This window comes from Bacillus sp. FMQ74 (assembly GCF_001875785.1).
GTDB lineage: Bacteria > Bacillota > Bacilli > Bacillales > Bacillaceae > Bacillus > Bacillus stercoris.
Window position 1 is genome coordinate 728,386 of the sequence record NZ_MOEO01000001.1, and the last position, 18,543, is coordinate 746,928.

Genomic DNA, 18,543 nt, shown 5'->3' on the forward strand with positions numbered 1-18,543 from the left:
AAAATCTGGGGGAATACATTATGTTACGTTCACTTTATTCTGGAATCAGCGGTATGAAAAACTTTCAAACAAAGCTTGACGTAATCGGTAACAACATTGCAAACGTGAATACAGTAGGATTCAAAAAGAGCCGTGTGACCTTTAAAGATATGGTAAGCCAAACAATTGCCGGCGGTTCTGCGGCCGGTGCAACTATTGGCGGTACGAACTCTAAACAAATCGGTTTAGGTTCATCATCTGGCACAATTGATACAATTCATTCAACAAGCGCGACACAAAGCACAGGAAGAACACTTGATTTAGCAATCGATGGCGATGGCTATTTTCGAATTGATACAGGCGCCGGAACAGCTTATACAAGAGCTGGAAACTTCTATTTAGATAACACCGGAACATTGGTTACAGGTGATGGCTACCATGTGTTAAATATGAATGGCGGAACCATTAAAATTCCTACTGATGCACAAAGCTTCACTATCGGTTCTGATGGTAAGGTATCGATCGTTGATGCCGGCGGTCAACCACAAGACGGCGGACAAATCGGGATTGTGACTTTTGCCAACAGTGACGGCTTGGATAAAATCGGGAGCAACTTATACCGTGAATCTTTAAACTCTGGTACGGCCAGTGCAGCGAACCAGCCCGGTGATGGCGGTACAGGTTCCCTTAAAGTAGGATTTCTCGAAATGTCCAACGTTGATTTAACTGACGAGTTTACTGAAATGATCGTAGCCCAGCGCGGATTCCAATCAAACTCAAAAATTATTACAACATCTGATGAAATCCTTCAAGAACTGGTTAACCTTAAACGTTAAGGAGGGAGGGGAGGCGAGTAATCGCTTCTCCGCTGTTTTATGATTAAAGTAACCCGTTTGAATGGGCAGCCTTTTACACTGAATGCGCTATTTATTGAACAGATTGAATGCTTTCCGGATACTACAATCACTCTGTCAAACGGTAAGAAGTTTGTAGTAAAAGAAGATGAAGAAGCTGTTCTGGAAAAAATCGCATCTTTCTACCGAAACATACAAATATTTTCAATGGATCAAGGAATAGAGGAACCGGAATGAAGAAAAAGTTAATGATCATCTTACTAATTATTCTTATCGTAATTGGTGCTCTCGGGGCAACGGCTTATTTTGTGTTAGGCGGAAAGTCCGAAAAAAGTGAAGCGAAAAAGAGTATTGATGAAATTGTTTCATCTTCTGTTGATGTAGAAGAGATCACAACAAATTTAAAGTCTGATAACATTATCCGTCTTGCTATTAAACTTGAAACTGATTCTGATAAATCAAAAGAAGAACTTGAGAAACGTGATTTCCAAGTGAAAGACGCTGTTATATCACTGCTGGCTGATACGAATGCTGATCAGATTGAGGGAGACAAGGGAAAAGAAACCTTTAAGAAGGAACTAAAAGATAAAATAAATAGCTACCTCCAAGAAGGAAAAGTAGAAAAAGTGTATATTACCTCCTTTAATCTGCAATAAAGCATAATTTGACAGAATACGGAGGTGAGGAAAATGTCAGGAGAAGTTCTTTCCCAAAATGAAATAGATGCACTGCTTTCTGCAATATCAACTGGTGAAATGGACGCTGAAGAGCTGAAAAAAGAAGAAAAAGAGAAGAAAGTCAAGGTTTATGATTTCAAACGTGCGCTGCGGTTTTCTAAGGATCAGATCCGCAGTTTAACGAGAATTCATGACAATTTTGCAAGACTTCTTACCACTCATTTTTCTGCTCAGCTCAGAACCTATATTCACATATCTGTCAGTTCTGTTGACCAGGTCCCGTATGAGGAATTTATCAGATCGATCCCAAACATGACGATTCTGAATCTATTTGATGTCCATCCGATGGAAGGCAGAATTATGATGGAGGTTAACCCCACGATAGCTTATACGATGATGGACCGAGTCATGGGCGGTATTGGAATCAGTCATAACAAGGTTGACAGCTTGACAGAAATTGAAACAAAAATCATTTCTAATTTATTTGAAAATGCACTGGGTAATTATAAAGAAGCTTGGCAGTCAATTGCTGATATTGAACCGGAAATGACTGAGTTTGAAGTGAATCCGCAATTCGTTCAGATGGTGTCTCCTAATGAAACAGTCGTGGTGATCTCACTTAATACTCAAATCGGTGAAATCAGCGGTGTCATTAATCTCTGTATCCCGCATATCGTCCTCGAGCCGCTCATACCGAAGCTATCAGTCCACTATTGGATGCAATCAGACCGAAATGAGCCAAAGCCTGAGGAAACAAAGTCGCTTGAAAAACGTATCATGACAGCACAAATACCTGTCGTGGCCGAGCTCGGCACATCTGAACTGACAATAGAAGAGTTTTTAAGTTTAGAAGTCGGAGACTGCATAACTTTGGACAAATCAGTCACGGATCCTCTTACTGTATTGGTCGGAGATAAGCCGAAATTTTTAGGACAAGCCGGCCGGGTGAATCGAAAACAGGCAGTGCAAATTTTAGATCACGACATAAGAGGTGAACAAGATGGAGAATAATAGATTATCTCAAGATGAGATTGACGCGCTTCTTAACGGTACTGGCAGCACGCTTGATGAGCCAGAGGTTCCGGAAGTAGATGACTTATCGGAAATGGAGCGTGATGCGATCGGTGAAATCGGTAATATTTCATTCGGCAGTTCTGCGACAGCACTGTCAACACTTTTAAATCAAAAGGTCGATATTACGACTCCGAGCGTAACGGTTATCCCAAGAAGTAAAATCAGCGATGCGTTTCCTGAACCGTATGTTGCGATTGAAGTGAATTATACTGAGGGCTTCAGTGGCAGCAATCTGTTAGTCGTGGAACAAAGTGACGCGGCGATCATTGCTGATTTAATGATCGGGGGAGACGGAAAAGGTGCGGACCCTTCACTGGGGGAAATCCATTTAAGTGCGGTTCAAGAAGCAATGAACCAAATGATGGGATCGGCAGCCACATCAATGTCTACTGTATTCAGTAAAAAAATTGATATTTCACCGCCTCGGGTTGAATTGCTCGATGTAACTGAAGAAAAGGGAACAGACCGTATTCCTGATGATGAAATGCTGGTGAAAGTTTCTTTCAATTTAAAGGTCGGGGAATTAATAGACTCCAGTATTATGCAGCTTTACCCATTGACATTTGCGAAAGATTTAATTTCAAGCCTTATGAATTCAGGAAGTACAGAGGAAGCAGCAACGGCGCAGCCTGATGTTACATACGAGCAGCCGAAAGAGCCTGTGATGCCAGAGCCGCGTATTGAACCGAAGCAACAGCAGCCGCAGCCGCCAAAAAGGCAGGGAACAGCAAAAAAAGCAGCGCCAGTCCAGGTTTCACCGGTGGAATTTTCTGCGTTTGATCCAAACGAGGCGACACAAGCCCCTATTAATAATCTGGATATGCTTTTGGATATCCCGCTTTCAATTACTGTTGAGCTCGGCAGAACAAAGAGAAGTGTCAAAGAGATTTTAGAGCTTTCTGCAGGTAGTATTATTGAGCTTGATAAATTAGCTGGTGAGCCGGTAGATATTTTAGTTAATCAGCGTATCGTTGCCAAAGGCGAGGTTGTTGTCATTGAAGAAAACTTCGGCGTAAGAGTCACTGACATTTTAAGCCAGGCAGAGCGCATTAATAATTTAAAATAACGAAACACAAGGAGAGAGATAAATTATGGCACATAGAATTTTAATTGTAGATGACGCAGCATTTATGCGAATGATGATTAAAGATATTTTGGTTAAAAACGGTTTTGAAGTAGTAGCGGAAGCTGAAAATGGAGCACAAGCAGTAGAGAAATATAAAGAGCATTCTCCTGACCTTGTTACGATGGATATCACGATGCCTGAAATGGATGGGATTACAGCATTAAAAGAAATTAAACAAATTGATTCACAGGCAAGAATCATTATGTGTTCTGCTATGGGACAGCAATCAATGGTTATTGATGCCATTCAGGCCGGCGCTAAGGATTTCATTGTGAAACCTTTCCAGGCTGACCGTGTGCTTGAAGCAATCAACAAAACATTAAGTTAAAGGGTGTACGATTGTTGAAAAAGAGTCAATATTTCATCGCTTTTATTTGTTTTTTCGTTTTATTCAGTGTACATCCGATTGCTGCTGCTGCGGCAGACTCTGATAATTCAACTGTAAACGAATGGTTTCAAAAGAAAGATGATAAAACTGCAGATAAGTCAGAGCAAAAGGAAGAAAAAACAACAAAAACTGCTGATGAGACGGAGGGAGCGGCGGCTCCTTCTGTCTCAGCTTTTGATTTTGTAAAGATGATTTTCGCTTTACTGTTTGTTATCGTGCTGATTTACGGGCTGGTTAAGCTCCTGAACAAAAGAAATCGGCTCCTCAAACCTTTTCAATATGTTGAAAATATTGGCGGTACATCGGTCGGCCAGAACAGATCCATACAATTGATCAAGGTCGGAAAAAGTGTGCTCGTCGTCGGTGTAGGAGAGACGATCCAGCTGCTGAAAGAAATTGAGGATGAAAAAGAGATTGAAGTCATTCTCAGTCAGCATGAAGAGGCAATGTCAAGCAAAATAGAGTGGCAAAAGTTTGTGAAGCCGCTTAAGAGTTCTGAGCATCAGCCGCAGCAAAAACTGCCTTCATTTTCAAAAGCATTAAAAGAGCAACTTGAAGAGTTAAAACAAAACCGTTCTGAAGGAAAGAAGAAAGGCCCACGTCATCATGAATGAGTTTATAAATATTTTCAGTTCAAGCGATCCGGAAAACGTAAGTTCAACTGTTAAATTACTATTATTGTTAACTGTATTTTCAGTGGCGCCTGGAATATTGATTCTTATGACTTGCTTTACTCGCATCGTCATCGTTCTGTCATTTGTCAGAACTTCACTTGCGACGCAATCTATGCCCCCAAACCAGGTTCTTATCGGGCTTGCGCTGTTTTTAACATTTTTTATTATGGCTCCTACTTTTTCAGAAATTAATAAAGAAGCGCTGACCCCATTGATGGACAACAAAATCAGCTTGGATGAAGCGTATACGAAAGCTGAGGAACCGATTAAAGAATTTATGAGTAAACACACAAGGCAGAAGGATTTGGCGCTATTTATGAATTACGCAAAAATGGATAAACCTGAATCATTAAAGGATATTCCGCTAACAACAATGGTTCCGGCTTTTGCCATATCAGAGCTTAAAACTGCATTTCAAATAGGATTTATGATTTTTATCCCGTTTTTAATTATAGATATGGTAGTGGCGAGCGTCTTGATGTCAATGGGAATGATGATGCTCCCTCCAGTTATGATTTCTCTGCCCTTTAAAATATTACTTTTTGTTTTGGTAGACGGCTGGTATTTAATTGTGAAATCTTTGCTTCAGAGCTTTTAGGGTAGGTGCTAAACGTGAGTTCAGAATTTGTAATTTCTATGGCGGAAAAAGCCGTATACGTAACACTGATGATCAGCGGGCCATTATTGGCCATTGCTTTACTGGTCGGTTTAATTGTCAGCATATTTCAGGCGACAACTCAAATCCAGGAACAGACTTTGGCGTTTATTCCGAAAATCGTGGCGGTTCTTCTGGCTCTCATTTTTTTTGGTCCGTGGATGCTGTCGACGATTCTTTCATTTACAACAGAGCTGTTTTCTAATCTAAATCGTTTTGCAGGGTAATGCAGAGATGAATTCAATTATTGACTTATTTCCTGCTTTTTTATTGGTTTTTATTAGAATCTCTGCTTTTTTTGTAACGATTCCGCTATTCGGACATCGAAATGTCCCAGCTGTTCACCGCATAGGATTTGCTTTTTTTCTGGCGGTTATTTGTTTCAGCACCATTGATAAACCGCCCTCTTTGGAGATAGATGAGCAATATATGCTCTTGGCGTTTAAAGAGGCTTTGGTTGGCCTATGTCTCGGCTTAATCGCTTATATGATGATTGCCGCAGTACAGATTGCCGGCTCGTTTATTGATTTTCAAATGGGATTTTCAATAGCAAACGTTATTGATCCGCAAACCGGTGCGCAAAGTCCGTTGATTGGCCAGTTTATTTATACGATGGCACTTTTGTTTATGCTGAGTGTCAATGCCCACCATTTGCTGCTGGACGGTATTTACTACAGCTTTCAGTATATTTCAGTTGATCAGGCATTTCCGAATTTCGGCGATGAAAAGTTTGCTTATTTTATCGCGAAAAGCTTTAATGCGATGTTTATTATCGCTTTTCAAATGTCAGCGCCGGTTGTGGCCAGTTTGTTTCTAGTTGATTTAGCATTAGGTATCGTGGCTCGAACTGTTCCGCAATTAAATGTATTTGTGGTCGGTCTGCCTTTAAAGATCGCTGTCAGTTTCATCATGCTCATTGTATGTATGTCCGTTATCTTCGTCGTTGTGCGGAATGTTTTCAGTTTAACGATTGAAACGATGCGGAATCTTTTAGCATTGGTCGGTGTTTCTTAATGAAGCTTAGAATTGACCTGCAGTTTTTTGCCGGGGAGAAGACTGAAAAAGCCACTCCGAAAAAACGAAAGGATACGAGAAAAAAAGGACAGGTAGCCAAAAGTTCGGATGTCAATACCGCCATTTCTTTACTTGTCATATTCCTTTCGCTTATAGCAATTGGCCCGTATATGAGAGACAGACTGCTGTCATTTATAGAAACATTTTATACCGAATCGCTCACAATGAAGCTCTCAGAATCAAATGTGCATACCTTGTTTGTCAGCTTATTAAAGGATACGGGCATGATACTTGCACCGATCTTGCTTGTTGCTCTTGTTGCAGGGGTCGTAAGCAACTATATGCAGGTTGGATTCTTGTTTTCTGCTGAAGTGATACAGCCTAAGCTTGAAAAACTCGATCCGATCAAAGGCTTTAAACGAATATACAGTATGAGAGCGATTGTAGAGTTGATTAAATCAATTTTGAAAATCGCAGTTGTCGGTTTTGCGGCATTCGCTGTGCTTTGGCTGCATTATGGAGAAATTCTCCGCCTTCCTCTCCTGACACCTGAAGAGGCACTTTCTTTCGTTTCAAAACTCACTTTGTGGATGGGACTGAGCGGTGCAGGTGCTTTATTAATTCTTGCTGGTCTTGACTATTTATATCAGAGATTTGATTATGAGAAAAATATCAAAATGTCAAAACAAGATATAAAAGACGAGTACAAAAAATCTGAAGGTGACCCGATTATTAAGTCTAAAATTAAACAAAGACAGCGGGAAATGGCGATGAGGCGGATGATGCAGGAAGTTCCAAAAGCAGATGTCATCATCACAAACCCGACTCACTATGCGATTGCCCTGAAATATGACGAAGAAAAAATGGACGCTCCTTATATTGTTGCAAAAGGTGTTGACCACCTGGCGTTAAAAATCAGGAAAATTGCTAAAGAGCATGATGTCATGATGGTAGAAAACAGACCGCTAGCCCGTGCGTTATATGATCAGGTGGAAATTGACCAGGCAGTGCCGGAAGAATTTTTTAAAGTCTTGGCAGAAATTCTGGCTTACGTATATAAAACAAAACAAAAAGTATATTGAATTTTTCGATTTAAAAGGAGAGAAAAAACAGCATGTCAACAAGAGATTTATCCGTTTTAATAAGTGTTGTCCTCATTGTGGCGATGCTGGTGATTCCATTTCCTCCATGGCTGTTAAGTATTTTGATCATTATTAATATTTCTCTTGCATTGATCGTGCTTCTCACCACAATGAATATGCAGGAAGCGCTTCAGTTTTCGATTTTTCCGTCACTGCTGCTGCTTTTAACCCTATTTCGTTTGGGCTTGAATGTCTCAACTACCCGTTCAATTCTTTCACACGGTGAGGGAGGGAAAGTCGTCGAGACATTCGGGAATTTCGTTGTCGGTGGAAATGTATTAGTTGGACTCGTTGTATTTATCATCTTGATTATTATTCAGTTCATCGTCATTACAAAAGGTGCTGAACGTGTTTCTGAGGTTGCAGCAAGGTTTACGCTGGACGCAATGCCTGGGAAGCAGATGAGTATTGATGCTGATTTAAACGCAGGGATGATTACCGAACAGGAAGCGAAGCATCGCCGCGAAAAAGTAGCAAGAGAAGCAGACTTTTATGGAGCAATGGACGGTGCCAGTAAATTTGTAAAAGGTGACGCCATTGCCGGAATCATCATAGTGATGATCAATATTATTTTCGGAATCGTGATCGGAATGCTTCAGCAGGGTATGTCCATTCAAGAGGCTGCTTCACACTTTACGATGCTGACTGTAGGGGATGGAATTGTTTCGCAAATCCCGGCACTGTTAATTTCTACAGCTACGGGTATTGTGGTTACAAGAGCTGCCTCTGAAGGAAACTTAGGGCATGACATTACAGGCCAGCTGTTTGCGTATCCAAAACTTTTATACGTCGCCGCAGCTACGATCATACTTTTAGGTATTTTTACTCCGATCGGCATTTTTCTGACGGGGCCGCTTGCGGGGTTGCTTGCTTTTGGCGCTTATACGCTATCTAAATCTGGTAAGGAAAAAGAAGAAGTGGATGAGATTCTTGAGGAAGAGGCTGAGGTTGACGAGCTTAAAAGTCCTGAAAGCGTTGTTCAGCTTCTGCATATAGATCCGATAGAATTCGAGTTTGGCTATGGACTGATACCGCTTGCTGATGCCAATCAAGGCGGTGATTTATTAGACCGCATTGTTATGATACGCCGTCAGTTGGCTTTGGAACTCGGGCTTGTCATTCCTGTCGTGCGGATCAGAGATAATATAGCGTTACAGCCTAATGAATACCGATTGAAAATTAAAGGAAACGAAGTAGCGAAAGGCGAGCTGTTGCTTGATCATTATTTAGCAATGTCGCCTACACCTGAAGACGATATGATTGAAGGGATTGAAACAGTGGAACCTTCATTCGGACTGCCGGCCAAATGGATTAGCGAAGCGGTAAAGGATGAAGCCGACATGCTTGGTTATACAGTAGTTGATCCTGCATCAGTCGTTTCAACGCATATTACGGAGAAAATAAAGCAGCATGCTCATGAATTGATCGGAAGGCAGGAGACAAAGCAGCTGATTGATCACTTGAAAGAATCGTATCCAGTCCTGGTTGAAGAGGTTACGCCAAATCCATTGTCTGTCGGTGATATTCAGAAGGTGCTTGCTAAGCTTTTAAAAGAAAAAGTTTCAATTCGAAACTTAGTAACGATCTTTGAAACACTTGCTGACTATGGGAAATTAACAACAGATTCTGATCTTTTGACAGAGTATACAAGACAAGCACTTGCTAAACAAATTACAGCCCAGTTTGCCAAAGATAATGAAGTGTTGAAGGTTGTTACTTGCTCGGGGCGGGTAGAGAAGGCTATAGCAGATGGTGTGCAGCAAACGGAACACGGGAATTATTTATCGCTCGAACCAGATATTTCAGAAAGCATAGTGCGTTCTGTCGCTAAAGAAGCTGAACAGCTGTCATTACGTCAGGAAACCGCGATTCTTCTATGCTCGCCGCCTGTCAGAATGTATGTGAAACAGCTTCTGGAACGATACTTCCCTGATCTTCCGGTACTCTCTTATAACGAACTTGAGGCGAATGTTGAGGTACAAAGCATTGGAGTGGTGGATATTTAATGAAAATAAAAAAATTTACTGCTGCTTCAATGCAAGAAGCGGCACTTCTCATCAGAAAAGAGTTAGGTAATGAAGCGGTCATATTAAATTCGAAAAAAATTAAAAAGCGAAAATGGTTTGGCCTAATCAACAAGCCTGCTGTTGAAGTGATCGCCGTATTGGACCAGGACTTTCTTGAGAAAAAAACGCCTCAGAAGGCAGCTGAACCGAAACAAACATTAAAAACTCCGGTCAGCAGTCCGAAAATAGAGGAGAGGACATCCCCTCAAATTCCGGCGCAACAGGAGCAAGGTGATTTTTCAGCATATCAATCTGTACTTCCTGAGCCACTGCGAAAAGCAGAGAAGCTTTTGCAAGAAACGGGGATTAAAGAGTCAACGAAAACGAGCACTCTGAAAAAATTGCTTCGCTTCTCTGTGGAAGCAGGCGGCCTTAATGAAGAAAATGTGGTCGGCAAACTTCAGGAAATACTATGCGATACGCTGCCCTCAGCAGACAAGTGGCAGGAACCAATCCATTCAAAGTATATCGTTCTCTTTGGTTCCACAGGGGCTGGTAAAACAACTACACTGGCTAAACTCGCAGCCATATCTATGCTTGAAAAACAGAAAAAAATCGCTTTTATTACAACAGATACGTATCGAATTGCAGCTGTTGAACAGTTGAAAACATACGCTGAGCTGCTGCAGGCTCCTATGGAAGTTTGCTATACAAAAGAAGAATTTGAGCAGGCGAAGGAGTTATTTTCTGAGTATGATCATGTGTTTGTTGATACAGCCGGAAGAAACTTCAAGGACCAGCAATACATTGATGAACTGAAAGAAACGATTCCTTTTGAGAGCAGCATTCAGTCATTTCTTGTTTTATCCGCGACTGCAAAATATGAAGATATGAAGCATATTGTCAAACGGTTTTCATCCGTCCCTGTCAATCAGTTTATTTTTACGAAAATAGATGAAACGACTTCCTTAGGTTCTGTGTTTAATATACTGGCAGAATCAAAAATAGGTGTCGGATTTATGACAAACGGCCAGAATGTGCCTGAGGATATACAGACTGTATCTCCAGTTGATTTTGTAAGGATGCTGTGCAGATGAACCGATATGACCAAGCAGCAACTTTACGGGCGAAAATGGAAAAGCGTCAGCGTGTTCTGCCAATGGTTTATTCACAAAAAGCGAAGACGCTTGCTGTCATCAGCGGCAAGGGCGGTGTCGGAAAATCTAATATTACCTTAAATATGGCACTTGCGCTGCAGGATAAAGGTAAAAAGGTGCTTCTCATCGACCTTGATATTGGGATGGGGAACATTGATATATTAATGGGAAATTCATCGTCTGCCACGATAATCGATGTTTTAACCGATCGGAAGCCGTTGTTGCAGTCATTATCCGTTGGCCCCAAGGGTTTGCGGTATATATCAGGGGGAACCGGGCTGGATGTGATGTTTCAACTGGATCAGAGAAAATGGACGTTTTTTGCCAATGAACTTTCTCATGCATTAAGCCAGTTCGATTATGTGCTGTTTGACATGGGAGCAGGCTTATCAAAAGATCAACTGCCTTTTATTTTATCAGCAGAAGATATTTTGATCATAACAACTACCGAACCGACGGCCATCATGGACGCATACAGTGCTGTCAAGCACTTGGTTTTGACAGGAAGTAAGCTTTCGATGAAGGTGGTTGTCAATCGGTGCCGTGACCAAAAAGAAGGGCTTGACGCTTTTGCCCGCCTTTCCCGCACAATTCAGATGTTTTTGGATGTTCAGGTTCAGTTTGCCGGTTCCATTCCTGACGATCTGATCGTGAGCAAAGCGGTTGTCGAACAGGTTCCTTTTTTCATAAAAAGCCCTCAGGCAAAAGCCAGCCGGTCAGTCCGCCTTTTAGCGGACGCCTTGTTTGAAAGAGAAGAAACGAGACACAAAGAAGACAAACAGACATTTATTGAGAAATTATCTTCTTTTTTAATGAGGAGGGCTTAATTTGATTCGTGTGCTTGTAGTTGATGATTCAGCTTTCATGAGAAAAATGATAAGTGATTTTCTGACCGAGGAAAAGCAGATAGAAGTAATCGGAACTGCCAGAAACGGAGAAGAAGCGCTTAAGAAGATTGAATTATTAAAACCGGATGTTATTACACTTGATGTTGAAATGCCGGTCATGAATGGAACAGATACGCTCCGCAAAATTATTGAGATTTATAACTTGCCAGTCATCATGGTATCGAGCCAGACCGAAAAAGGTAAAGAGTGCACAATTAATTGTTTGGAGATTGGTGCCTTTGACTTTATCACAAAGCCATCAGGCTCAATATCTTTAGATTTGTACAAAATTAAAGAACAATTAGTTGAACGTGTCGTTGCGGCTGGACTTTCCGGCAAGCGGAACCGTCCTGTTTCCCAAACGGTTCGGCCCGAACCTATTGTGCGAGCTGTTAAGCCTGAATTGAGCAAACCGAAACCCGGCACAGGCAGACAAATTGTGTGTATCGGCACATCAACAGGCGGTCCAAGGGCGTTACAAAAGGTGATACCGAAGCTTCCTAAAGACTTGAATGCACCAGTGGTTGTCGTTCAGCACATGCCTGAAGGATTTACAGCTTCTTTAGCTGATCGGCTGAATCATTTATCTGACATTCAGGTGAAGGAAGCAAAAGATGGTGAAGCAGCTCTTAACGGCTGTGTTTACATAGCACCGGGTGGAAAAAACATTTCCGTTATTAAAAGCAGCGGAGGACTCCAGATTGTGCTTGATAATCTCGATACCCCGAGCCGTCATAAACCATCTGCTGATTATTTATTCCGTTCTGTCGGTAAACTGACAGATTATGAAAAAGTAGCGGTTATCATGACCGGAATGGGCAGTGACGGCACTGCAGGGCTAAAGGATATGCTGACAGCCGGCAATGTGAAAGCCATTGCGGAATCTGAAGAATCTTGTGTCGTATACGGGATGCCAAAAGCTGCTGTTAAAGCGGGTCTCATTCATGAGATTAAACATGTGGAAGATATCGCAGCATCCATCACAAGCTGTGTGAAAAAAGAGAGGGTGTGATTCAAATGGATATGAATCAGTATTTAGATGTCTTTATTGATGAGAGTAAAGAACATTTACAAACATGTAATGAAAAGCTTCTCCTTTTAGAGAAAGACCCGACTGACCTTCAGCTCGTACATGATATATTCAGGGCTGCCCATACATTAAAAGGAATGAGCGCAACGATGGGCTACACAGATTTAGCACATCTTACCCACCTGCTTGAAAACGTGCTGGATGCAATCCGAAACGGTGACATGGCAGTTACCTCAGAATGGCTGGATATTTTGTTTGAAGCTCTGGATCACCTGGAAGCTATGGTTCAGTCTATTATTGATGGCGGGGATGGTAAAAGAGATATCTCAGAAGTGAGTGCCAAGCTTGATGTAAATGGCGCACGCAATGAATCTGCTGCATCCGCGGAACCTGCAGAAGCACCGAGTTCAGCATCTGATTGGGAATATGATGAATTTGAACGTACAGTTATACAAGAAGCGGCGGAGCAAGGCTTCAAACGATATGAAATCAAGATTTCTCTGAACGAAAACTGTATGTTAAAAGCAGTTCGTGTCTATATGGTGTTTGAAAAACTAAATGAAGTCGGGGAAGTAGCCAAAACAATTCCAAGTGCTGAAGTGCTTGAAACAGAAGATTTTGGAACTGACTTTCAAGTTTGTTTCTTAACACATCAATCAGCGGAAGACATTGAACAATTAATCAATGGCGTGTCGGAAATTGAGCATGTTGAAGTCATTCAAGGGGCTCCTTTAACATCAGCTGAAAAGCCTGAGGAATCTAAGCAAGAAGATTCACCAGCAGCAGCTGTGCCTGCGAAGCAGGAGAAACAAAAGCAGCCTGCTAAAAACGATGAACAGGCGAAGCACTCAGCCGGCGGATCCAAAACAATTCGTGTCAACATTGACAGGCTTGATTCTTTAATGAACTTATTTGAAGAGCTTGTCATTGATCGCGGACGTCTTGAGCAGATTGCGAAAGAGCTTGAGCACAATGAACTGACTGAAACGGTTGAACGGATGACGAGAATTTCCGGAGATTTGCAATCAATTATTCTGAATATGAGAATGGTCCCAGTTGAAACCGTTTTTAACAGATTCCCGAGAATGATTCGCCAGCTTCAGAAAGAGCTGAATAAAAAAATTGAACTCTCAATCATCGGCGCGGAAACTGAACTGGATCGTACAGTGATTGATGAAATCGGAGATCCTCTCGTTCACTTGATCAGAAACAGCATTGACCATGGTATCGAGGCGCCGGAAACGCGTTTGCAAAAGGGAAAACCGGAATCAGGAAAAGTTGTGCTTAAAGCTTATCACAGCGGTAACCATGTCTTTATCGAAGTAGAGGATGACGGTGCAGGCCTTAATCGCAAAAAAATTCTGGAAAAAGCGCTTGAGCGCGGAGTCATAACGGAAAAAGAAGCTGAAACCTTAGAAGACAACGAAATTTACGAATTGATTTTTGCTCCGGGGTTCTCAACTGCTGATCAAATTTCTGATATTTCCGGCCGCGGTGTCGGACTTGACGTTGTAAAAAACAAACTGGAGTCTCTTGGCGGTTCAGTCAGTGTGAAATCAGTCGAGGGTCAAGGCTCTCTATTCAGTATCCAGCTGCCGCTTACCTTATCTATTATTTCAGTTCTGCTGATTAAGTTGGAAGAAGAGACATTTGCCATTCCGATTTCTTCAATCATTGAAACAGCAGTCATTGACAGAAAAGACATTTTGCAAACGCATGACCGTGAAGTGATTGACTTTAGAGGACATATTGTCCCTGTCGTTTATTTAAAAGAAGAGTTTAAAATAGAAGATACAAGAAAAGATGCGGAACAGCTCCATATCATTGTCGTGAAAAAAGGCGACAAACCTACTGCATTTGTGGTGGACTCCTTTATTGGCCAGCAGGAAGTTGTGCTTAAATCACTCGGAGATTATTTAACAAACGTCTTTGCAATTTCCGGAGCTACTATTTTAGGAGACGGAGAAGTAGCGCTCATTATTGATTGTAATGCACTGATTATTTAACCATTCGAGGAGGTGTCTCACATGACTGCAGAAATTAAAACAGGCGAAAAAATGATTGTCTTTATGGTAAATGGAAAAGAATATGCCATTTCCGTCACTCAGGTGAAATCAATTGAAAAATGGCAAAAGCCAACGAGGGTACCTGGCGTCGAACCATATATTTGCGGGGTAATCAATTTGCGCGGGGTGGTAACTCCGGTTATTGATTTAAGAAAGCGCCTGAATTTGCCAGAGTATGAAATTACCGATGAAACACGAATTATCATTATTGCTTATCGTGATATTGAAGTCGGCTGGATTGTGGATGAAGCGAATGATGTGATTACCGTACACGAAAGTGAAATAGAATCCGCTCCAGAAGGCGTTCAGAAAGATACGGATGTGTCGATCGAACAGATTGTGAAACAAGAGAACAGACTCTTAAATATTATTGATGCGAACGCGGTTTTGGATAAAGAATCTTCTCAGTCCGCTGTGCCCGATCAAGCTTAATCTTAAAGGGGTTATGACATGAGTATTTTTAATGGAATCAAAGAAGAGCAGATGGACATTTTGCGGGAAGTCGGCAATATAGGCGCCGGCCACTCCGCCTCTGCAATGGCCCAGCTGTTAAATAGAAAGATAGATATGGAAGTCCCATTTGCAAAGCTGCTGTCTTTTGATGAGCTTGTCGATTTTTTAGGCGGTGCTGATGTCCCGGTTGCCAGCATCTTTTTAAGAATGGAAGGCGATTTAACGGGTTCGATGTTCTTTATAATGCCTTTTTTTCAGGCGGAGCAATTTATCAGAGAGCTGATTGGAAACCCCGATTTTGATATAGAGGACTTAGGTGAAGATCATATGAGCTCATCCGCTTTGCATGAACTGGGCAATATTTTAGCGGGATCATATTTAACAGCTTTGGCAGATTTGACTAAACTCCAGCTTTATCCAAGTGTTCCTGAAGTTTCATTGGACATGTTCGGAGCTGTGATCAGCGAAGGGCTGATGGAGCTCAGTCAGGTTGGAGAACACGCCATTGTGGTCGACACGTCAATTTTTGACCAGAGCCATCAGCAAGAGCTGAAAGCGCATATGTTTATGCTGCCGGACTATGATTCATTTGAAAAGCTCTTTGTCGCCTTAGGTGCATCATTATGAGTACAACTGAGGCTGTTGTGATAAAGGTTGGGATTGCTGACGTGAAGATCGCCCGCTTCCCGGATACCATTCGGACCTCTGGTTTGGGATCATGTGTGGGGCTGGTGCTTTATGATAAAGAAAAGCAAACGGCGGGTCTTGTTCATGTCATGCTGCCGGATTCGACGTTATCAAAAACTGCAGAGCTCAACAGGGCTAAGTACGCTGACACCGCCGTAAAGACCACCATTGATATGCTGATAGAAGCGGGATGCCGGAAATTTGCATTAAAAGCAAAGCTGGCCGGCGGATCAGAGATGTTTAAATTTAAATCGACAAATGATTTGATGAAGATCGGACCGAGAAATGTATTAGCGATAAAAGAACAGCTGTCTTTATTTAATATTCCTATTATTAGTGAAGATACGGGCGGCTCAAGCGGCCGGACGATAGAATTTGAACCGAAGTCCTGCATGCTGCATATTCGAACTGTTAAACAAGGTGAAAAAACGATTTAATTAAGGTATTAGGGGGATAACAATGCAATCCTTGAATTATGAAGATCAGGTGCTTTGGACGCGCTGGAAAGAGTGGAAAGATCCTAAAGCCGGTGACGACTTAATGCGCCGTTACATGCCGCTTGTCACATATCATGTAGGCAGAATTTCTGTCGGACTGCCGAAATCAGTGCATAAAGACGATCTTATGAGCCTTGGTATGCTTGGTTTATATGATGCCCTTGAAAAATTTGACCCCAGCCGGGACTTAAAATTTGATACCTACGCCTCGTTTAGAATTCGCGGCGCAATCATAGACGGGCTTCGTAAAGAAGATTGGCTGCCCAGAACCTCACGTGAAAAAACAAAGAAGGTTGAAGCAGCAATTGAAAAGCTTGAACAGCGTTATCTTCGGAATGTATCGCCCGCGGAAATTGCAGAGGAACTCGGAATGACGGTACAGGATGTAGTGTCAACAATGAATGAAGGTTTTTTTGCAAATCTGCTGTCAATTGATGAAAAGCTCCATGATCAAGATGACGGGGAAAACATTCAAGTCATGATTAGAGATGACAAAAATGTTCCGCCTGAAGAAAAGATTATGAAAGATGAACTGATTGCACAGCTTGCGGAAAAAATTCACGAACTCTCTGAAAAAGAACAGCTGGTTGTCAGTTTGTTCTACAAAGAGGAGTTGACACTGACAGAAATCGGACAAGTATTAAATCTTTCTACGTCCCGCATATCTCAGATCCATTCAAAGGCATTATTTAAATTAAAGAATCTGCTGGAAAAAGTGATACAATAATGAATTTCATGGTTAGCGAGTGAAAAACATGTCAACACTATTATGGCTTTTAAGCTTTACGCTCCACGGCGTTCTTCTGTACGCTGTCATTATCCTGTATACGAGGCTCGCTTCAGTGAAAGAAACAGAAAAACAGCAAAAACAGATACTTGAAGAGACGGAAAACACCTTGGCGGCATTTCTGCTTGAATTAAAAGAAGAAAATGAGAAACTGATAGAAAATACCGCTTCATCTTCAAGTCAATCTGACGCAGAATCCCAAAAGACAGATCTTCACCACTCTGAAAAACATCCAGAGCGGGATGCAGTTCAAGAAATAGAGAACCTTCCTGAACATATTGAAGGTCTGATTACTGAGGTTGACCGTCGGGAAGAGATCGTAAACAGTGATGTCCCATCATTTGAAGACCAGGTCATAGAATTATATGAACAGGGATATTCGGCAAGTCAAATTGCTCAGAAACTGAAGAGCGGAAAGACAGAAATCGAGCTATTTTTAAAATTTCGCTCCAAAGGTGTAAAGGATTCTTGATTGTCGGATAAAGCTGTGTTATATTATGTCTTGGTGTTAAATACACACGCTTAACGATTTATGCAGAGGGTGCTGCAGGCGGCAGTTCTGCACAAAAATGACCTAAGCGGAGGAAAAAAACCATTATATTAGGAGGAAATAACATGTCAGTCATTTCTATGAAGCAATTGCTTGAAGCTGGTGTTCACTTCGGTCACCAAACACGCCGTTGGAACCCAAAAATGAAGCGTTACATTTTCACGGAGCGTAACGGAATCTACATCATTGACCTTCAAAAAACAGTCAAAAAAGTAGAGGAAGCTTACAACTTCACTAAAAATCTTGCTGCTGAAGGCGGAAAAATTCTTTTCGTCGGAACAAAAAAACAAGCTCAAGATTCTGTTAAAGAAGAAGCTCAACGCTCTGGCATGTACTATGTCAACCAACGCTGGTTGGGCGGTACATTAACAAACTTTGAAACAATCCAAAAACGTATTAAACGTCTTAAAGACATTGAAAAAATGCAAGAAAACGGTACGTTTGATGTACTTCCTAAAAAAGAAGTCGTTCAATTGAAAAAAGAATTAGAGCGTCTTGAAAAATTCCTAGGCGGAATTAAAGATATGAAGGATCTTCCTGATGCATTATTCATCATCGATCCTCGCAAAGAGCGCATCGCTGTTGCGGAAGCTCGCAAATTAAACATCCCTATCATCGGTATCGTAGATACTAACTGTGATCCAGATGAAATCGATGTTGTTATTCCAGCGAACGATGACGCTATCCGCGCTGTTAAACTTCTAACTTCTAAAATGGCAGATGCAATCTTAGAAGCAAAGCAAGGTGAAGAAGAAGCGGAAGTTGCTGAAGAAACTGCACCAGAAACAGAAACAACAACTGCGTAACCTATTCAAAAGGTGATAAGAGGGACTGCCTTTT

At 41.6% G+C, this 18,543-nt stretch carries 22 protein-coding genes; all 22 read left to right on the forward strand.

Annotated features, from left to right (window positions below; genetic code table 11):
- The first annotated feature begins 20 nt into the window (after nucleotides 1-20).
- A complete protein-coding gene (gene flgG / locus BLL41_RS03895; RefSeq protein WP_071576851.1) occupies nucleotides 21-815 on the forward strand; it encodes a flagellar basal body rod protein FlgG in 795 nt (264 codons plus the stop codon).
- Nucleotides 816-854: 39 nt separating this feature from the next.
- Nucleotides 855-1,070, forward strand: coding sequence for a swarming motility protein SwrD (swrD, locus tag BLL41_RS03900; RefSeq protein ID WP_040083172.1), 216 nt, complete (start codon nucleotides 855-857; stop codon nucleotides 1,068-1,070).
- Entirely contained in the window at nucleotides 1,067-1,489 is a 423-nt protein-coding gene (gene fliL, locus BLL41_RS03905) for a flagellar basal body-associated protein FliL (RefSeq protein ID WP_014663976.1), read from the forward strand. The genes swrD and fliL overlap by 4 nt, the downstream gene beginning before the upstream one ends.
- 33 nt (nucleotides 1,490-1,522) lie before the next feature.
- Entirely contained in the window at nucleotides 1,523-2,521 is a 999-nt protein-coding gene (gene fliM / locus BLL41_RS03910) for a flagellar motor switch protein FliM (protein ID WP_003220879.1), read from the forward strand.
- Entirely contained in the window at nucleotides 2,511-3,650 is a 1,140-nt protein-coding gene (fliY, locus tag BLL41_RS03915; protein ID WP_071576852.1) for a flagellar motor switch phosphatase FliY, read from the forward strand. The genes fliM and fliY overlap by 11 nt, the downstream gene beginning before the upstream one ends.
- A gap of 25 nt (nucleotides 3,651-3,675) precedes the next feature.
- On the forward strand, nucleotides 3,676-4,038 hold the full coding sequence (gene cheY, locus BLL41_RS03920) for a chemotaxis protein CheY (protein WP_071576853.1): 363 nt from the start codon (nucleotides 3,676-3,678) through the stop codon (nucleotides 4,036-4,038).
- Between the two features lie 14 nt (nucleotides 4,039-4,052).
- On the forward strand, nucleotides 4,053-4,712 hold the full coding sequence (fliZ, locus tag BLL41_RS03925; protein ID WP_071576854.1) for a flagella biosynthesis regulatory protein FliZ: 660 nt from the start codon (nucleotides 4,053-4,055) through the stop codon (nucleotides 4,710-4,712).
- Nucleotides 4,705-5,370, forward strand: a complete 666-nt coding sequence (gene fliP, locus BLL41_RS03930; protein ID WP_003245692.1) for a flagellar type III secretion system pore protein FliP — start codon at nucleotides 4,705-4,707, stop codon at nucleotides 5,368-5,370. The genes fliZ and fliP overlap by 8 nt, the downstream gene beginning before the upstream one ends.
- A 14-nt stretch (nucleotides 5,371-5,384) precedes the next feature.
- On the forward strand, nucleotides 5,385-5,654 hold the full coding sequence (fliQ, locus tag BLL41_RS03935) for a flagellar biosynthesis protein FliQ (RefSeq protein WP_003220888.1): 270 nt from the start codon (nucleotides 5,385-5,387) through the stop codon (nucleotides 5,652-5,654).
- A 7-nt stretch (nucleotides 5,655-5,661) separates the two neighbouring features.
- Nucleotides 5,662-6,441, forward strand: coding sequence for a flagellar biosynthetic protein FliR (fliR, locus tag BLL41_RS03940; protein WP_014663979.1), 780 nt, complete (start codon nucleotides 5,662-5,664; stop codon nucleotides 6,439-6,441).
- Nucleotides 6,441-7,523, forward strand: coding sequence for a flagellar biosynthesis protein FlhB (gene flhB, locus BLL41_RS03945; protein WP_014663980.1), 1,083 nt, complete (start codon nucleotides 6,441-6,443; stop codon nucleotides 7,521-7,523). Before fliR ends, flhB begins: the two co-directional genes overlap by 1 nt.
- A gap of 32 nt (nucleotides 7,524-7,555) precedes the next feature.
- Nucleotides 7,556-9,589: a flagellar biosynthesis protein FlhA gene (flhA, locus tag BLL41_RS03950; protein WP_071576855.1), complete on the forward strand. Its 2,034-nt coding sequence runs from the start codon at nucleotides 7,556-7,558 to the stop codon at nucleotides 9,587-9,589.
- Complete coding sequence (gene flhF / locus BLL41_RS03955) at nucleotides 9,589-10,686, forward strand: flagellar biosynthesis GTPase FlhF (protein ID WP_071576856.1); 1,098 nt, start codon at nucleotides 9,589-9,591, stop codon at nucleotides 10,684-10,686. The genes flhA and flhF overlap by 1 nt, the downstream gene beginning before the upstream one ends.
- Nucleotides 10,677-11,573 (forward strand): flagellum location/number ATPase FlhG, encoded by an 897-nt coding sequence (gene flhG, locus BLL41_RS03960; protein ID WP_083427914.1) that lies wholly within the window; start codon nucleotides 10,677-10,679, stop codon nucleotides 11,571-11,573. Before flhF ends, flhG begins: the two co-directional genes overlap by 10 nt.
- A 1-nt stretch (nucleotide 11,574) precedes the next feature.
- On the forward strand, nucleotides 11,575-12,645 hold the full coding sequence (gene cheB, locus BLL41_RS03965) for a protein-glutamate O-methylesterase CheB (RefSeq protein ID WP_071576858.1): 1,071 nt from the start codon (nucleotides 11,575-11,577) through the stop codon (nucleotides 12,643-12,645).
- A 5-nt stretch (nucleotides 12,646-12,650) separates the two neighbouring features.
- Nucleotides 12,651-14,669 carry a chemotaxis protein CheA gene (gene cheA / locus BLL41_RS03970; RefSeq protein WP_071576859.1) on the forward strand — a complete coding sequence of 673 codons (2,019 nt, stop codon included), beginning with the start codon at nucleotides 12,651-12,653 and terminating at the stop codon, nucleotides 14,667-14,669.
- A gap of 21 nt (nucleotides 14,670-14,690) precedes the next feature.
- Nucleotides 14,691-15,161, forward strand: coding sequence for a chemotaxis protein CheW (gene cheW, locus BLL41_RS03975; RefSeq protein ID WP_003231938.1), 471 nt, complete (start codon nucleotides 14,691-14,693; stop codon nucleotides 15,159-15,161).
- Nucleotides 15,162-15,179: 18 nt separating this feature from the next.
- Nucleotides 15,180-15,809: a CheY-P phosphatase CheC gene (gene cheC / locus BLL41_RS03980; protein ID WP_071576860.1), complete on the forward strand. Its 630-nt coding sequence runs from the start codon at nucleotides 15,180-15,182 to the stop codon at nucleotides 15,807-15,809.
- Nucleotides 15,806-16,306: a chemoreceptor glutamine deamidase CheD gene (cheD, locus tag BLL41_RS03985; protein WP_014476818.1), complete on the forward strand. Its 501-nt coding sequence runs from the start codon at nucleotides 15,806-15,808 to the stop codon at nucleotides 16,304-16,306. Before cheC ends, cheD begins: the two co-directional genes overlap by 4 nt.
- Nucleotides 16,307-16,328: 22 nt before the next feature.
- Nucleotides 16,329-17,093 carry an RNA polymerase sigma-28 factor SigD gene (gene sigD, locus BLL41_RS03990; protein ID WP_003220911.1) on the forward strand — a complete coding sequence of 255 codons (765 nt, stop codon included), beginning with the start codon at nucleotides 16,329-16,331 and terminating at the stop codon, nucleotides 17,091-17,093.
- Nucleotides 17,094-17,121: 28 nt separating this feature from the next.
- Complete coding sequence (locus tag BLL41_RS03995) at nucleotides 17,122-17,625, forward strand: DUF6115 domain-containing protein (protein WP_071576861.1); 504 nt, start codon at nucleotides 17,122-17,124, stop codon at nucleotides 17,623-17,625.
- Nucleotides 17,626-17,768: 143 nt separating this feature from the next.
- Nucleotides 17,769-18,509: a 30S ribosomal protein S2 gene (rpsB, locus tag BLL41_RS04000; protein ID WP_003220918.1), complete on the forward strand. Its 741-nt coding sequence runs from the start codon at nucleotides 17,769-17,771 to the stop codon at nucleotides 18,507-18,509.
- Nucleotides 18,510-18,543: the final 34 nt, after the last annotated feature.